General features: G+C 70.8%; 16 protein-coding genes. 6 read left to right on the forward strand and 10 right to left on the reverse strand.

Annotation, left to right across the window (positions count from 1 at the left end):
* The 6 genes from AC0KTA_RS11455 to AC0KTA_RS11480 form a co-directional block, all read right to left on the reverse strand.
* Nucleotides 1-1,809 carry a glycosyltransferase family 2 protein gene (locus AC0KTA_RS11455; RefSeq protein ID WP_481056386.1) on the reverse strand — a complete coding sequence of 603 codons (1,809 nt, stop codon included), beginning with the start codon at nt 1,807-1,809 and terminating at the stop codon, nt 1-3.
* Between the two features lie 1,010 nt (nt 1,810-2,819).
* On the reverse strand, nt 2,820-3,470 hold the full coding sequence (locus tag AC0KTA_RS11460) for a TetR/AcrR family transcriptional regulator (RefSeq protein ID WP_481055016.1): 651 nt from the start codon (nt 3,468-3,470) through the stop codon (nt 2,820-2,822).
* Entirely contained in the window at nt 3,467-4,171 is a 705-nt protein-coding gene (locus AC0KTA_RS11465; RefSeq protein ID WP_481055017.1) for a DUF4166 domain-containing protein, read from the reverse strand. The genes AC0KTA_RS11460 and AC0KTA_RS11465 overlap by 4 nt, the downstream gene beginning before the upstream one ends.
* A complete protein-coding gene (locus AC0KTA_RS11470) occupies nt 4,168-4,926 on the reverse strand; it encodes a hypothetical protein (RefSeq protein ID WP_481055018.1) in 759 nt (252 codons plus the stop codon). Before AC0KTA_RS11470 ends, AC0KTA_RS11465 begins: the two co-directional genes overlap by 4 nt.
* Before the next feature lie 205 nt (nt 4,927-5,131).
* Nucleotides 5,132-5,437: an MTH1187 family thiamine-binding protein gene (locus tag AC0KTA_RS11475; RefSeq protein WP_481055019.1), complete on the reverse strand. Its 306-nt coding sequence runs from the start codon at nt 5,435-5,437 to the stop codon at nt 5,132-5,134.
* Nucleotides 5,434-5,778 (reverse strand): DUF3817 domain-containing protein, encoded by a 345-nt coding sequence (locus AC0KTA_RS11480; protein ID WP_481055020.1) that lies wholly within the window; start codon nt 5,776-5,778, stop codon nt 5,434-5,436. Before AC0KTA_RS11480 ends, AC0KTA_RS11475 begins: the two co-directional genes overlap by 4 nt.
* A gap of 144 nt (nt 5,779-5,922) precedes the next feature.
* Here AC0KTA_RS11480 and AC0KTA_RS11485 point away from each other — a divergent pair, with 144 nt between their 5' ends.
* The 4 genes from AC0KTA_RS11485 (at nt 5,923) to AC0KTA_RS11500 (ending at nt 8,622) form a co-directional block, all read left to right on the forward strand.
* A complete protein-coding gene (locus AC0KTA_RS11485; protein WP_481055021.1) occupies nt 5,923-6,561 on the forward strand; it encodes an AIM24 family protein in 639 nt (212 codons plus the stop codon).
* A gap of 1 nt (nt 6,562) precedes the next feature.
* A complete protein-coding gene (locus tag AC0KTA_RS11490; protein WP_481055022.1) occupies nt 6,563-7,213 on the forward strand; it encodes an AIM24 family protein in 651 nt (216 codons plus the stop codon).
* Nucleotides 7,214-7,236: 23 nt separating this feature from the next.
* Nucleotides 7,237-8,028: an AIM24 family protein gene (locus tag AC0KTA_RS11495; RefSeq protein ID WP_481056387.1), complete on the forward strand. Its 792-nt coding sequence runs from the start codon at nt 7,237-7,239 to the stop codon at nt 8,026-8,028.
* Between the two features lie 117 nt (nt 8,029-8,145).
* Entirely contained in the window at nt 8,146-8,622 is a 477-nt protein-coding gene (locus AC0KTA_RS11500; protein ID WP_481055023.1) for a MarR family winged helix-turn-helix transcriptional regulator, read from the forward strand.
* Nucleotides 8,623-8,717: 95 nt separating this feature from the next.
* Here AC0KTA_RS11500 and AC0KTA_RS11505 read toward each other — a convergent pair whose 3' ends face one another.
* Entirely contained in the window at nt 8,718-10,358 is a 1,641-nt protein-coding gene (locus AC0KTA_RS11505) for a sensor histidine kinase (RefSeq protein ID WP_481055024.1), read from the reverse strand.
* Entirely contained in the window at nt 10,355-11,041 is a 687-nt protein-coding gene (locus tag AC0KTA_RS11510; RefSeq protein ID WP_481055025.1) for a response regulator transcription factor, read from the reverse strand. The genes AC0KTA_RS11505 and AC0KTA_RS11510 overlap by 4 nt, the downstream gene beginning before the upstream one ends.
* Nucleotides 11,042-11,176: 135 nt before the next feature.
* On the opposite strand from AC0KTA_RS11510, the gene AC0KTA_RS11515 reads away from it, so the two are divergent.
* On the forward strand, nt 11,177-11,920 hold the full coding sequence (locus AC0KTA_RS11515) for a PepSY domain-containing protein (RefSeq protein ID WP_481055026.1): 744 nt from the start codon (nt 11,177-11,179) through the stop codon (nt 11,918-11,920).
* A gap of 273 nt (nt 11,921-12,193) precedes the next feature.
* Here AC0KTA_RS11515 and meaB read toward each other — a convergent pair whose 3' ends face one another.
* Together meaB and AC0KTA_RS11525 are read right to left on the reverse strand one after the other, a co-directional pair.
* Nucleotides 12,194-13,150: a methylmalonyl Co-A mutase-associated GTPase MeaB gene (gene meaB / locus AC0KTA_RS11520; RefSeq protein ID WP_481055027.1), complete on the reverse strand. Its 957-nt coding sequence runs from the start codon at nt 13,148-13,150 to the stop codon at nt 12,194-12,196.
* Between the two features lie 60 nt (nt 13,151-13,210).
* On the reverse strand, nt 13,211-14,413 hold the full coding sequence (locus AC0KTA_RS11525) for an acetyl-CoA C-acetyltransferase (protein WP_481055028.1): 1,203 nt from the start codon (nt 14,411-14,413) through the stop codon (nt 13,211-13,213).
* 147 nt (nt 14,414-14,560) lie between these two features.
* On the opposite strand from AC0KTA_RS11525, the gene mce reads away from it, so the two are divergent.
* Nucleotides 14,561-15,001: a methylmalonyl-CoA epimerase gene (gene mce, locus AC0KTA_RS11530; RefSeq protein WP_481055029.1), complete on the forward strand. Its 441-nt coding sequence runs from the start codon at nt 14,561-14,563 to the stop codon at nt 14,999-15,001.
* Nucleotides 15,002-15,157: the final 156 nt, after the last annotated feature.

Below are 15,157 nucleotides of genomic sequence, written 5' to 3' on the forward strand. Positions count from 1 at the left end.
TCAGTTACCTCCAGTCGTCGTGCCGGTGGCGAAGGCGGGCTCCGGCTCGCCTTCGGCGTCCGCGGCGCGCGCCCTGAGCCGCTGCCGGGCCGCCGCGCGCACCTTGCGCGTCCGGCGCTCCTTCAGCTCGGTGAAGCCCCACACCGCGACCGGCGCCAGCGATATGGCCAGGGCGAGTGACGCCCAGGTCCGCATCGCCACATGCGTGTGGCCGAGCACGAACGACGCGACGAGCGAACTGGCGAGGACCACCGCCCAGAACAGATGGATGCGGAAGGTCAGCAGCCGGTCGACGGTGACACCGCCGCCCTTGGGCGTGACGACGAAGCGGCTCGGGCGGCGCAGCACGGCGGCGCCGAGCGACTTGGCGTAAATGGGAGCGGAGAGTGCGGACATGGCCATCCCCGCAAGCCCGCCGGAGCCCTCGGGTTCGTGCGGCGAGACGTTGTGGCGCCGGTTCCACAGGTACAGGCCGATCTGCAGGGCGGCGGCGTCGCTGTAGAGCATCAGCCACACGGAGGCGGCGACCTGGGTGCCGGACGCCCCGAACCACAGGAAGAGCACGCAGCTCAGAATGCCGAGCAGCCAGTTGACGGCCGTCATCGGGTAGTAGACGAGCATCAGTGTGTACGAGAAGAGGCGGCCGGGCGGCATGCTGAACGGCGCCCTCCAGTACTGCTTGAAGAGCGTCTCGTAGGTGCCGCGCGACCAGCGCATCTGCTGCGTGAAGAAGTCCGTCCAGGAGGCCGGGCCCTCGCCGACGGCCAGCACGTCCGGGGTGTACACGGAGCGCCAGTGCCGGCCGGTGCGCGGGTTCTTGTGCCGGTGCAGCTCGAAGCCGGTGGCCATGTCCTCGGTGATGGAGTCGTGCAGCCCGCCTATCTGGCGCAGAGCTTCGATGCGTACGACGTTGTTGGTGCCGACGAACATGGGCGCCCGGTAGCGGTTGCCCGCCCGCTGGATCAGCGCGTGGAAGAGGAACTGCTGGGACTCGGCGGCCTTGGTGACCGGTGAGGTGTAGTTGCCGTACACCTGGGGGCCGACGACGAAGGCGACGTCCGGGTCCCGGAAGAAGCCCATCATCCGCTCCAGGAAGTTCGGCAGCGGCACGTGGTCGGTGTCCACGGAGGCGAAGAAGTCGTAGTCGTCGCCGTGCATGGCGAGCCAGGCGTTGTAATTGCCGTGCTTGGTGCGGGTCTTGTGCGGGCCCTGCTCGCGGTTCCACTCCGGGACGCCGAGGCGGGTGAAGTGGTGTACGCCGAGCTCGTGGCAGAGCGCCTTGGCGTCCTCGTCGTCGCCCTCGTCGAGCAGCCAGACGTCCAGCGGGCCCGGGTGGTGTATCCCTACGGCGCCCTGAAGGGTGGCGCGGACCATGGCGAGGGGTTCCTTGCCAGGGACGTACGTCGTCAGGAAGGCGACGCGGGTGCCGGGCTCGGGCACGACCGGGACGGGGTCGCGGGCGACCATCGTGGCGTGCGCGATCGACACGACGTTGACCAGCATGAACACTTCGATCAGGCCGATGGCCAGGAGCATCGTGACGTCGAGGCCGATCAGCCAGCGGTCGCCGCCCTCACGTTCCGTCCAGTGGGTGGGCCAGACGAGGTACACGAGCAGGGCGCCGGTCAGGATGGGGGCCAGCGTCATCAGCAGGACGGCGCGTATTCGGTGGGGCTCGCGGGCGAGGAGTGGTCGGTACCGCACCCGGTAGCCGCCGGGGCCGCCGCCCGGGCCGTCCGGGCCGTCCGGCTCGGTGAGCGGTCCGGCGAGCCGGCTGTGGGTGTCGTAGTCGTAGCCCTCCGGCCGCACAGCGCCCTCCAGGTGATCGAACAAGCCGATATGTCCACAAAAGTGGAGTTATCCCGGCGTGTCGAACCGGACGCGTCCGTGCGAGCGGTTTTATCCTGCGGATCGCTGTACGGGGGCGTGGCCGGGGGCGGGCGGGGTTCCCCCTCCCGCGGCCTCCTGCCACACCGGGGGCACCGCCCCTCTCCGCCGCTCCGCGGCGGATCTCCCACCCTCCCCCAAGCTCTTAAAGAGCAGGGGGGACCCCCTTCCCGTTTACTGGCACAACCTGTGCGGCGGGGGCGTTCGGCGTTCCGTCGGACAAGAGGGACCCTGCACCTGGGCGGGCCTCGGTGGCAGGGCTCGTTCGGCGTCTGCGGCCACCAGATTCCTCTCCACCTGCCGACGACTCCCACACCCGCCCACCTGCCGACGGCTCCCACTCCCACTGCTGAGCTCCCACTGCTGGGGCTCCCCCTCCCGCTCCCACTGCTGCGGCCCCCATTACTGGGGCTCCCCCTCCCGCCGCTGAGGGCTCCTTCTTCCTCCGCCGCGAACCACTCACCCGCTCCCACCACGGCCAAGCGCCCCACCCGCCGCGGGGCAGTCGACCCGCCCACTCCTGCCGTGAGCAACTGGTCCGTCCACCGCTCCCGCCACTGGCAACTGCCCCACCCCGCACTCCTGCTGTGGGCAGCCGGCCCGCGCGCCACTCATGCCGTGGCCAGCCGCCCCGCTCCCGCCGCAGGCAACTGACCCGCCCACCGCTCCCGCCATGGGCAGCCGCACCACTCCCGCTCCGGTCCCCGCCGTGGACAGCTGACCCACCCCCATTCCCGCCGCAGGCGGTTGCCCCCCCACACACACAACTCCCGTTCCCGCTGTGGGCAGCCGCCCCCTCCCGTTCCCGCTGTGGGCAGCTGGGCCGCCAGGGGCGGCTCCCGACCCTTAAGGCAGCCCAGGCCGACGGCGTCAGTCCGGGCGCGGCACCCCCGTCCGCGGGGCGGGGGTGCCGCGCCTCGGACCAGCCCAGGTCAGCCCCGCGCAGCCCGGCGCAGGCGGTGGCGGACTGCGCGTTGGGCGACGGGGCCCAGGTCGTCCAGGGCGGCGGCCACGGCGGACAGTTGTTCCAGGGCGTCCAGCGCCCGCCCCGCCCCGTCCCGGTCCACCCCTTCGTACAGCTCGATCCCGACGAACGCCGCGGCGACGGCCCGCGCGAGTCCGACCGGGTCGGCGAACTCACCTAGGGGCGTGGCGGAAAGCACCCGCACCAGGACCTTCTCGACCTCGACGACCCACAGGGAAAGCCCCGCCGCCGTCGCGGCGGCAAGCCGCGGCTGCGTCTGCGCGCCCGCGAGCAGCTGCGCGAGCACCGCGACATGCCCCGCATCCCGCTCCTCCTCGTGCATCTCCCGCCCGAAGGCCAGCAGTTCACCGAGCGAGGAGATCGAGGCAAGCCGCTCCCGGTAGCGGTCGACCCGCTGCTCGGTCGCGTACCGGCATGCCTCGGAGAGGAGTTCGTCGACCGACCCGAAGTGGTAGAAGACGAGCGCCTGGTTCACCCCGGCGGCCGCCGCCACGCTCCGCGCCGACGTCTTGGCGATCCCCTGCTCGACAAGCGTACGAATGGCCCCGTCGAGCAGCTTCTCGCGCGTCTGGGCGCGCGCCCGCGCCTGCGGAGTCACGCGCGCACCTCCTCGCGCACAGGCCGCAACCCGTCCCGCACCCCGCACTCGCGCACATCGCGGTACGTCGCCGTGAACGACCCCTCGTACCCGAAGAGCGGCCCGAAGTACCGGTTCGTGACCCGCACTTGGATGCGGAAGCGCCCGGAGCGGTCGTCATACGACTCGCGTACCTCCGCGTCTCCCCCGATCACATCCGGCACCCGCACGTCCACCGGGCCCTCCCGGAACCGGTGCGTCCCGGACCGGATGACCAGCGAACCGTCGGGCCGCGCCGAGAAGTGCAGGTCGCTCGCGAGGTGCTGATGGGTGCCCAGGTAGTCGAGCACGCGGTCGCCCCGGGGGCCGAGCACCATCTGGGCGTCGAAGCGCCGGGCCCGGCCGGGCAGGTGGAAGGTACGCACGAAGGTCACCGTCTCACGGCCGAACGAGTCGGCGTACGGCACGTTCTCGATGGTGAAGGGGACGTTCCGGCCCGCGCGCGGAACGAGGATGTTGCGGGTCGTGCCGACGGCGAGGAACGGTTTCACGAAGCTGCGCCCGTGCCAGATCCGGTCCATCACGCCCCGCCCGAAGCACGCCTCGCCACTGCCGAGTCCGACGGAGAAACGCCGTTGGAGCGCCGGGTGCAGCCGCTCGAAGTCGTCGCCGAGGACCGTGCGGAAGATCGAACAAGGGGGAGACGAAGAGGGCGAGGTCATGCTTGGTGCTCCTTGAGGGTCGGCCGGTGGGCGGTCCCGCCCTCGGGCGCGGTCAGGGTCGCCAAGAGGCGCGGCGCACGCGCCCGCCCCGGGGGCGTGCGCAGACAGCGCCGCGCCGCCGGAGTCGTCGGCAGCGGCGGCACGGCGAGCGCGAGCACGGCGACGGCCAGGGCGGCCACCGGCCCGGCGAACGCCCACGCCGCGGCGGCGCACAGGGTGCGCGCCACGGCCTCGCCGACGCCGTGGAGGAGCCCCCGCTCGGGGGTGATCCCGCGCTCCAGCCACAGCCGCAGCCGGTCGAAGGACCACGCCGTCGCCCAGCCCATCAGCGGCCGCAGCACGGCCCGGTCGGCGAGCGCCCCGAAGCGCCCCCAGCGCGGCCGGTAGTCGTAGCCGGTGAGGAAGCGGACGCCGTCGCCCGTCGGTACGTAACGCCAGTAGCCGCTGCCCTCGGCGAGCAGCGAGAGCGGGTGTGGCGAGGCGAACCGGAGCGCGGAGGTCCGGGTGCCGTCGGGGCGGCGCTTCTCGCCGGCGCTGATCCCGGTCCCGGCGATGGCCAGGAAGGGCAGCACACGCGTCGCGTACCGGAAGCTCTGCGGCTCCCCGGAGACGGCCGGCAGGTAGTCGATCTCCGTGAAGCGCAGGTCCCAGCGCTGGTGGCACCCGGGTTCCTGCGTGCGCATCCACAGCTCGTCGAGGTCGGCGCGGATCAGCGCCTCGACGTACAGACCCGGCGGACTCCCGTACTGCCTCATGGCAGAACCCCCACATCAGCAAGCTCATGGACACGTTTTGAGCGACTGCTCAAAACCGCTGCGACGTAACGTACAGCGTATTTGAGCAGTCGCTCAAGTCCGGTCGGCGGGACGGGCGGTGGGCAGCGTCGGGGCACGCGAAAGCCCCCGCCGGGTTTCCCCGGCGGGGGCTTCGAAGAAGGCGGTCTCAGCCCTGGGACAGGTGCTACTCCACCGCGCCCTGGGACAGGTGCTGCTCCACCGTCTCGACCTTGGACGTCAGTCCATCCGTCACGCCCGGGCGGATGTCGGCCTTGAGGACGACGGAGACGCGCGGCGCCCGCGCCTCGACCGCGGCGACGGCGCGCTTGACGACGTCCATCACCTCGTCCCACTCGCCCTCGACGGAGGTGAACATCGCGTCGGTCCGGTTGGGCAGACCCGACTCGCGGACGACACGGACGGCGTCGGCGACGTACTCCCCCACGTCCTCGCCGACGCCGAGCGGCGTCACGGAGAAGGCGACGATCATGCGTTCACGACTCCCTCGCGGCGGGCGCGGGAGGCCATCAGCGCGGCCTCGGTCTCACGCTTCAGCTTGCGGTCGGCGAAGAAGCCGCCGGTGGGCAGGACGGAGAGCACGAAGTAGAGGATGCCGGTCTTCGCGTCCCACTTGGTGCGGTTCCAGGCGTCGAGCCAGAACAGGACGTACAGGACGAAGAGCAGGCCGTGGATCATGCCCATCACCGGCACGGCGTTGAAGTCCGTGGTCCGCTTCAGCACCGAGCAGACGATGAGCAGCAGGAAGGACACGGCCTCGGGAACCGAGACCAGACGGAGGCGGCGGAGAGCGGAAGCGGTCTTGATGTCCACGGGTCACCTTCGGGGGCGGGGTCGACGTCGATCTTGTGAATGGATGCACAAGCGTCCCCCATTGTGGCATCAGGGAGTTTCCAGGGTTCGCTCAGGGTCCGGTGCCCTGTCCTCCGCCACCGCGCTGCGGCTACCTTCGCTCTCGTGGCTACGTTCCGATTGCAGGGCAGCAGAATGCTCGCCGTCGACATGACCGGCGACACGGTCAAAGCGAAGAACGGCTCGATGGTCGCCTATGACGGCACGATGAACTTCAAGAAGTTGACCGGGGGCGGCGAAGGCATCCGCGGCATGGTCACACGCCGGCTCACCAACGAACAGATGACGGTGATGGAGGTGAGGGGACACGGCACCTGCTGGTTCGCCGACCAGGCGACGGAGATCAGCCTGGTGGGCCTGCAGGGCGAGAAGCTCCACGTGGAGGCCGACAACCTCCTGTGCACGGAGGGAAGCCTGCGCACGGGCACGACGTTCACAGGCCTGCGCGGCGCGGCCCAGGGCAACGGCATCTTCACCACCACGGTCGAGGGCACGGGCCAGGCGGCGCTGATCTCGGACGGCCCGGCGGTGATCCTGCGCGTGACGAAGCAGAATCCCCTCCACGTCGACCCCGGCGCGTATGTCGCGCACCAGGGCAGTCTGAAGCAGAGCTTCCAGTCAGGCGTCACCTTCCGCACGTTCATGGGCGAGGGCGGCGGCGAGGCCTTCCAGATCCGCTTCGAGGGCGAAGGCCTCGTCTATGTCCAGGCCAGTGAGCGCAACACGATCGCGGGAGACGTGTGACATGCCGTTCCGTGAGGTCAACGCGAAGATGGTCGAGGCGACCGTCCAGCCCGGCACCAAGATGTTCAGCCAGCGCGGCGCCATGCTGGCCTACAAGGGGGATGTCTCCTTCACTCCCAACGTCACCGGCGGCCAGGGCGGCCTGATGGCCATGATCGGCCGCCGGGTCGCCAACGAATCCGTCCCGCTGATGACGGTGGAGGGCAACGGCACGGTGATGTTCGGGCACGGCGGTCACCACGTCCACGTGATCAGCCTGACCGGCGACACCATGTACGTGGAGGCGGACCGCCTGCTCGCCTTCGACGGCACCCTCCAGCAGGGCACGATGTTCCTCGGCTCGCAGGGCGGCGTGATGGGCATGGTGCGCGGCCAGGTGTCGGGCCAGGGCCTGTTCACGACGACGCTCAAGGGCCACGGCGCGGTCGCCGTGATGGCCCACGGCGGCGTGGTCGAGCTGCCGATCACCCCCCAGCGCCCGGTGCACGTCGACCCCCAGTCGTACGTGGCGCACCACGGGGACGTGCGCAACAAGCTGTCCACGGCGCTCGGCTGGCGCGACATGGTGGGCCGGGGCTCGGGCGAGGCGTTCCAGCTCGAGTTCAGCGGCAATGGCGTGGTGTTCGTCCAGGCATCGGAGGAGAAGCTGTGAGCACACCCGTGATCTTCGACCCGATGACACTCCCGAGCGACGACAACGTCAACGCGTACACCTTCTGTGTGGAGCTGACGGGCGGCCAGTGGTTCCTGCAGAAGGGCAAGATGATCGCCTACTACGGGCGCATCGACTTCAACGGCATCGGACACGGCCGCCTCGACCGCCTCGTGCGCACGTCCTTCCACTCCCCGCTGCACGCGAGCGACTGGGTGGTGGCCGAGGGCCAGGGCAAGATGCTGCTCGCCGACCGCGCCTTCGACGTGAACTCCTACGACCTCGAGGACGGCAACCTCACCATCCGCGCGGGCAACCTCCTCGCTTTTCAGCCAACTCTCGCGCTGAAGCAGTCCATCGTCCCGGGTTTCCTCACTCTCATCGGGACCGGCACATTCGTGGCGGTGTCGAGCGGTCCGGTGGTCTTCATGGAGCCGCCGATCCGGGTGGATCCGCAGGCCCTCGTCGGCTGGGCGGACTGCCCCTCCCCCTGCCATCACTACGACCACCAGTACATGACCGGTGTGATCGGCGGCCTCCGCGCCCTCACCGGGATCGGCGGCACGTCCGGCGAGGAGCACCAGTTCGAGTTCGTGGGCGCGGGCACGGTGCTGCTGCAGTCCTCGGAGGCACTGATGGCGGAGACGGCGACGGGCGCGGTGCCGCAGCAGGCCGGTGTGCCGGGAGGGCAGGGCGGCCAGGGGGCTCAGCCCGCATCGGGACAGCGAGGGCAACATGGCCAACGTGGACAGCAGCCGCAGGGACCGCGCCTTCCCGGACAACTAGGGGACCTCCAGCGTCGCTTCGGCCTGTGAGCGGTAGTCTGCGGAGTGTGACGGCGAACGCCTGTACCCCTCGAAATCCGGGGGGTGCGAGACGCGTCACACCCCGACACTCGTTCACCATTCAACTTCTTAGGTAGAATCGATTCCATGGAGACCGAGACGGCCCCGCAGTGGCTGACCGACGACGAACAGTGCGCCTGGCGTACCCACGTAGAGGTCAACAGGATGCTGACGTATCAGCTCGAGAAGGATCTCCAACCGTTCAACCTCACCATGAACGACTACGACATCCTCGTGCATCTCTCCGAGTCCGAGGACCACCGGATGCGCATGAGCGATCTCGCGGCCGCCACCCTGCAGTCCAAGAGCCGGCTCTCCCACCAGATCACCCGCATGGAGAACGCGGGCCTGGTCCGCCGGGAGAACTGCGAGTCCGACCGCCGCGGACTGTTCACCGTACTGACCGACGAGGGCATGGAGACCATGAAGCGCGTCGCGCCGCACCACGTGGCATCCGTGCGTCAGCACTTCGTCGACCTGATCTCACCGGAAGCGCTCAGCGATCTGCACAAGGCGCTCACGCCGATCGCGGAGCACTTGCGCGGGTTGCGCGGCAAGCCGTGACCGACGCTGGCGCTGTGCCGTAGCCGGGTCCGGGGCGGGGCGCCCCCTGCCCCTTAAGTGCCTCGCGGGTAGGGCCGTGTCTGCGCTGCGGGCCGTCAGTGGCTGGTCGCGCAGTTCCCCGCGCCCCTTTGGGGCGCTTCCGTACCGTCTGCCTCTCCTCGCGGCAGGCGCAGGATGAACAGGGCACCTCCCTCAGGGGACTCCGTGACCGTGAGGGTGCCGTTGTGGCGGGTGGCGACGTCGCGGGCGATGGCGAGGCCGAGGCCCGCGCCTCCGTCGTCGCGGGTGCGCGCGTCGTCGAGGCGTACGAACCGCTCGAAGATCCGCTCCCGCTCCTCCGGCAGCACCCCGTCGCCGTCGTCGGCCACCTCAAGGACCGCCCACGCCCCGTCGGCGCGGGTGGTGACCGTGACCCGGGACCGGGTGTGCCGCTGCGCGTTGGTCACCAGATTGCCGAGCACCCGCGCCAACTGACCGCGAGAACCGGCCACTTCGACGCTGTCCAGGCTCGTGGTGACGGCCACCCGGTCCCCCACGCGCTGCGACAGCTCCTCCCGGGCCAGGGCCGCGAGATCCACGCGTCCCTGGCCCGGCTTCTCCCCGGCGTCAAGGCGGGCGAGCAGCAGCAGGTCGGCGGCCAGCTCCTGGAGCCGCACGGTGTCCTCGACGGCGCCGGGCACATCCAGCAGATCCGGGTGCGCGGCGCCCACTTCGAGCTGGGTGCGCAGGGACGCGATGGGGCTGCGCAGTTCGTGCGAGGCGTCGGCGACGAAGCGGCGCTGGCGCTCCACGGACGTCTGCAGGGCGGCCAGGGTCTCGTTCGTGGTCCGGGCCAGGCGCGCGATCTCGTCGTGCGTGTCCGGCTCGGGCACCCGGCGGGCCAGGTCCTCCGAGGCGGTGATCTCGGCCATCTCGGCGCGAATCGCGTCGACGGGCCGCAGCGCGCGGCGCGTCACCAGCCAGGTGACGCCCGCGATCACGGCGAGCAGGACCGGGAAGCCGATCAGCATCGCCGTCAACGCCGTGGTGACGGCGCTCTGTTCGGCGGTCAGCGGGGCGCCCGCGTGAACGGTCAGCTCACCCTTCGACCCGGTGTCCACGCGCACCCCGGCGAAGCGGTAGTCCTGGGTGTCGCCGTCGACCCGTGCGGAGCCCTCGCCGATGCGGGTCTCGTCGGAGATGTCGCCGGGCTTGAGGGAGTCGCCGTCGTCGTCGGAGGCGTCGTCGGCGGCGTCCGCGGCGTCCTCTGCGGCTTCCTTGCGGTCCTCGGCGGCTTCCTTCTTGTCGCTCTCCGTGTCGCTCTCGTCGCCCTCGTCGTCGCTGTCGTCGGCGTCGTTGCCCGTGTCCGTGGGGGTGGGCTTCCCCGTGGGCTCAGGCGTGGGCTTCGAGGTCGGCTCGGGCGTCCGCGGGCCCGGATCGGGGCGTACGTCACTCACTCCCGTACCCGTCACCCGCTCCAGGTCGTCGCTCGCCGCGACAAGGCGGCCCTTCTCGTCCACGACCTGGACGGGGCTGTCCTCGTCGTCGGGAAGATCCAGCTTGTCGTACGCGACATTGGCGGCGAGCTGCGCGGCCACCTTGCGGGCGGCCGACTCGGCCTGGGCGTCGGCCTGGTCGATGAGGCTGCCGCGCAGCGAGAGCAGCACGGCGGCACCTGCGGCGACCAGCGCGAGCGCCACGACGAGGGTCGCGCCCACGGTGGCGCGGGCGCGCACGGAGCCGAACAGCCTTCTCATCGGGGGGCCTCCAGGCGGTAACCGGCGCCGCGGACCGTCTTGATGAGCGGGGCGCCGAGCTTGCGGCGCAGCGCGCTCACATACACCTCGACGATGTTGGGATCGCCCTCGTACGCGAAGTCCCAGACGTGCTCCAGGATGTCGGCCTTGGACACCACCTGGCCCACGCGCAGGACCAGCTGCTCCAGGACCGCGAACTCCTTGGCGGTGAGGGTGATTTCAGTCTCGCCCGTGTCGCCCTCGCCTCCCGTGGTGCGGAACACGCGGCGGGCGGCGGTGTCGATCTTCAGGTTGCCCAGGGTGTAGACGGGCGACGGGGACGCGGCGCGGCGGCGCAGCAGGGCCTTCACGCGGGCGACGAGGACGACGTACGAGAAGGGCTTGGTGAGGTAGTCGTCGGCGCCGGTGTCGAGGCCTTCGGCCTCGTCGTACTCGCCGTCCTTGGCGGTGAGCATCAGGATCGGTACGTCGTGTCCTGCGGCGCGCAGCGTCGAGCAGACGCGGTAGCCGTTCATGCCCGGGAGCATGATGTCCAGGATGACCAGGTCGTACGCGCCCTCGGTGGCGCGGTGCAGGCCGTCCACGCCGTCGTGGACGACGTCGACGGCGTAGCCCTCGGCCATCAGGCCCTTGGCCAGGGACAAGGCCAGTCGCTTCTCGTCTTCCACGATCAACAGGCGCATGCGCCCAGGATGCCCGAGCGAACCTGAAGAGTTCTTCAGGCTCCTTCAGGGGGCCTTCAGCTTCGCTCGGCCAGATTGGTTCTCGTCGGAACGGACGGCCCCGCCAACGGGGCCAACCACTCGGGAGGAACCCTCATGAAGCGCAACATCGTCATCGCCACCATCGCCGCCGCGGCGCTCGTCTCCGGCGGAACGGCGACGGCCTTCGCGCTGGGCGGCGACGACGAGCCGTCCGCGGCCGGCAAGTCCAGCGTGCAGCTGAAGGACGACGACCGCGGCGACCGCGGCTACGACGAGCGGGACGACGCCCACGACGACGACCGTGACGACCAGGACGACGCCCACGACGACGACCGCGAGGCCCGGGACGACGCCCGCGAGGATGCCCGCGAGGCCCAGGGCGACAAGGCGGAGAACGCCGCCGAGGTGAAGGGCGCCAAGGTGAGCGCCGCCGAGGCGATCGCCGCCGCGCTGAAGTCCACACCCGGGACCGCGGTCTCCGCCGACCTCGACGACGACAACGGCGGCCTGATCTGGGACGTGGACGTCCTGGGCAAGGACGGGCGCACCTGGCACAGCGTCGAGATCGACCCGGGCACGGGCAAGGTGCTCGGCTCGCACGTCGAGCGGGACGACGACGGCGACGACGCCGCGGAGGACTCGCGGGTCGCGTCGGCGGTCAAGGGTGCGTCGGTGTCCGCCGTCGACGCGGCCGAGGCTGCCTCCGGCAAGGGTGCGGTGACCTCCGTGGACGTCGACGATGACGGTTCTGGCGTGGGCGCCTGGGACGTCGAGACCACGTCGGCCGATGGTGCCGAGGGCCACTGGAACGTCGACCTGAACACCGGCAAGGTCACCGTCGACCGCACCGACGACTGATCCCGCCGCTTCGCGGCGGATGCTCTCCCACCCGCCCACCCGTTTACTCAGCACCGAGAGGTGCGGCGGGGGCGGGCGGGGCGCCCCCGGACGTGACCATCAGCCAAGCCCTCGCCACCCTCGGTGGCGGGGGCCACTTGGCGTCTGCGGCCGGTGTTCGTTCCCACTGTGGGCGGCTGGGCCGCCCACAGGGCGGATCCCGACCCTCAAGGCAGCCCAGGCCGAGGGTGCCCGTCATGCCAACGGCAACCCCGCCCGCCCCCCGGGCCCCGCCTAAGACGACGTCAAGCCCTCCACCAGCGAATCCGCCGCCGCGTAAGGATCAAGCTCCCCGGCAACAATGCGCTCGGCAAGAGCGCCCAACCGCACGTCCCCGTGGAGGTCCGCGATCCGCTCGCGGAGGCGGGTGACGGCGATGGCCTCGACCTCGCCCGCCGCCCGGGAGACCCGCCGCGAGGCGAGAACCCCCCGCTCCTCCATCCACGCCCGGTGCTTCTCCAGCGCCTCGACGAGCTCGTCGGTCCCCTCGCCGCGCGCGGCGACGGTCTTGACGATGGGCGGCCGCCAGTCCCCAGGGGACCGGGACTCCCCGAGCCCGAGCATGTGGTTCAGCTCGCGGGCGGTGGCGTCGGCCCCGTCCCGGTCGGCCTTGTTGACGACGTACACATCGCCGATCTCGAGGATGCCGGCCTTCGCCGCCTGGATGCCGTCGCCCATGCCGGGCGCGAGCAGCACCACCGAGGTGTCGGCCTGCGAGGCGATCTCCACCTCGGACTGCCCGACGCCCACGGTCTCCACGATGATCACGTCGCAGCCGGCCGCGTCCAGCACGCGGATGGCCTGCGGCGCGGCCCAGGCGAGCCCGCCCAGGTGGCCGCGGGTCGCCATGGAGCGGATGTAGACGCCGGGGTCGGAGGCGTGCTCCGACATCCGGACGCGGTCGCCGAGCAGCGCGCCGCCGGAGAACGGCGAGGACGGGTCGACGGCGAGGACGCCGACCCGCTTCCCGGCCCGCCGGTACGCGCTCACCAGCGCCGACGTCGACGTCGACTTGCCGACGCCGGGCGAGCCCGTGAGCCCGACGACGTACGCGTGCCCGGCCAGCGGGGCCAGCGCGGCCATCACCTCGCGGAGCTGCGGCGACGCCCCCTCGACCAGGGAGATGAGCCGGGCCACGGCCCGCGGCCTGCCCTCGCGGGCCTGCTCGACCAGGGAGGGGACGTCCTGCATTGCGGCTCCGTTCCGTACGTACGTATACGAGCAAGCGTCAGCGGCACCGGCAGGCCGGTGTCAGCCCTTCGCCACCTTCAGGATGAGCGCGTCGCCCTGACCGCCGCCGCCGCACAGCGCCGCCGCGCCCACGCCGCCGCCGCGCCGCTTCAGCTCCAGCGCCAGGTGCAGTACGAGCCGCGCGCCGGACATCCCGATCGGGTGACCCAGGGCGATGGCACCGCCGTTGACGTTCACCTTTTCCGTGGACACCCCGAGGTCCTTCATTGACTGGACGGCGACCGCGGCGAAGGCCTCGTTGATCTCGATGAGGTCGAGGTCCTCGACGCCGAGGCCCTCCTTCTTCAGGGCGTGCTGGATCGCGTTCGACGGCTGCGACTGCAGGGAGTTGTCGGGGCCCGCGACGTTGCCGTGCGCGCCGATCTCCGCGATCCAGGCGAGACCGAGCTCCTCGGCCTTGGCCTTGCTCATCACGACCACGGCGGCCGCACCGTCGGAGATCTGCGAGGCCGTGCCCGCCGTGATCGTGCCGTCCTTGGCGAACGCCGGGCGCAGCTTGCCGAGGGACTCGGCGGTCGTCTCGGCGCGGATGCCCTCGTCGCGGGAGACGAGCACGGGCTCGCCCTTGCGCTGCGGGACCTCGACGGGCGTGATCTCGGCGTCAAAGGTGCCGTTCTTCTGGGCGGCGGCCGCGCGCTGGTGGGACAGGGCGCCGATCTCGTCCTGCTCGGGGCGGGCGATGCCGAGGCGGGTGTTGTGCTTCTCCGTGGACTCGCCCATGGCGATGTTCTCGAAGGGGTCGGTGAGGCCGTCGTGCGCCATCGCGTCGAGCATCTCGATCGCGCCGTACTTGTAGCCCTCGCGGGACTTGGGGAGCAGGTGCGGGGCGTTGGTCATGGACTCCTGGCCGCCCGCGACCACGATGTCGAACTCGCCCGCGCGGATGAGCTGGTCGGCGAGCGCGATCGCGTCGAGGCCGGACAGGCACACCTTGTTTACGGTGAGCGCGGGCACGCTCATCGGGATGCCCGCCTTGACGGCGGCCTGGCGCGCCGGGATCTGCCCCGCCCCGGCCTGCAGCACCTGCCCCATGATCACGTACTGCACCTGGTCGCCGCCGATGCCCGCCCGGTCGAGCGCGGCCTTGATCGCGAAGCCGCCGAGGTCCGCACCCGAGAAGGACTTGAGTGAGCCGAGCAGACGCCCCATGGGCGTGCGCGCGCCCGCGACGATCACTGAGGTGGTTCCGGTCGTTCCAGACATGTGGCACGGCCCCTTCCAGCTGGGAAGCTGAGGAGAGTGAACGAGGGTTTACTCGAATGTACTGAGCGGTACGGCGCCCGTCACCGGGCAGCCGGTGTGATCGCGCGCACGTTGCGTAATCACGGTCGGGGGCGCTGCACTTGAGGCATGCTGACGCGAATCGATCACATTGGGATCGCCTGCCGAAATCTCGACGAGACCGTCGACTTCTATCGTGCTACATACGGCTTCGAGGTGTTCCACACCGAGGTCAACGAAGAACAGGGCGTGCGCGAGGCCATGCTGAAGATCAACGAGACGTCCGACGGCGGCGCCTCCTACCTCCAGCTCCTGGAGCCCACGCGGGAGGACTCCGCCGTGGGGAAATGGCTGGCCAAGAACGGGGAGGGCGTGCACCACATCGCCTTCGGCACGGCGGACGTCGACGGGGACGCCGCGGCCATCAAGGACAAGGGCGTGCGGGTGCTGTACGAGCAGCCGCGCATCGGGTCCATGGGGTCCCGCATCACCTTCCTGCACCCCAAGGACTGTCACGGCGTCCTCACCGAACTCGTCACTTCCGCGCCCGCCGAACAGCCGGAGCACTGACCCCCACATATCCGGGCCGGTAGGGTTGGGGGCGGCCGTCCGAACCTTGGGCGGTCGCTTGCCGGGGTCCGGGTTTCGGGGGACGAGCATCGGGGCAGCAGCCCGAGCTCCGCTGTTGATCTGACACCATTCCCCGGGGGCCCCGTGCGGTGAGGA

It is taken from the genome of Streptomyces sp. Y309 (assembly GCF_056712025.1).

Excerpts from the sequence above, each read along its gene's own strand:
- AC0KTA_RS11475 (WP_481055019.1), bottom strand. The coding sequence starts at position 5,437 with ATGATCGTCGCCTTCTCCGTGACGCCGCTCGGCGTCGGCGAGGACGTG.
- AC0KTA_RS11490 (WP_481055022.1), top strand. The coding sequence starts at position 6,563 with ATGCCGTTCCGTGAGGTCAACGCGAAGATGGTCGAGGCGACCGTCCAG.
- AC0KTA_RS11525 (WP_481055028.1), bottom strand. The coding sequence starts at position 14,413 with ATGTCTGGAACGACCGGAACCACCTCAGTGATCGTCGCGGGCGCGCGC.
- AC0KTA_RS11470 (WP_481055018.1), bottom strand. The coding sequence starts at position 4,926 with ATGAGGCAGTACGGGAGTCCGCCGGGTCTGTACGTCGAGGCGCTGATC.
- AC0KTA_RS11510 (WP_481055025.1), bottom strand. The coding sequence starts at position 11,041 with ATGCGCCTGTTGATCGTGGAAGACGAGAAGCGACTGGCCTTGTCCCTG.
- AC0KTA_RS11500 (WP_481055023.1), top strand. The coding sequence starts at position 8,146 with ATGGAGACCGAGACGGCCCCGCAGTGGCTGACCGACGACGAACAGTGC.
- AC0KTA_RS11465 (WP_481055017.1), bottom strand. The coding sequence starts at position 4,171 with ATGACCTCGCCCTCTTCGTCTCCCCCTTGTTCGATCTTCCGCACGGTC.
- AC0KTA_RS11495 (WP_481056387.1), top strand. The coding sequence starts at position 7,237 with ATGACACTCCCGAGCGACGACAACGTCAACGCGTACACCTTCTGTGTG.
- mce (WP_481055029.1), top strand. The coding sequence starts at position 14,561 with ATGCTGACGCGAATCGATCACATTGGGATCGCCTGCCGAAATCTCGAC.
- AC0KTA_RS11505 (WP_481055024.1), bottom strand. The coding sequence starts at position 10,358 with ATGAGAAGGCTGTTCGGCTCCGTGCGCGCCCGCGCCACCGTGGGCGCG.
- AC0KTA_RS11515 (WP_481055026.1), top strand. The coding sequence starts at position 11,177 with ATGAAGCGCAACATCGTCATCGCCACCATCGCCGCCGCGGCGCTCGTC.
- meaB (WP_481055027.1), bottom strand. The coding sequence starts at position 13,150 with ATGCAGGACGTCCCCTCCCTGGTCGAGCAGGCCCGCGAGGGCAGGCCG.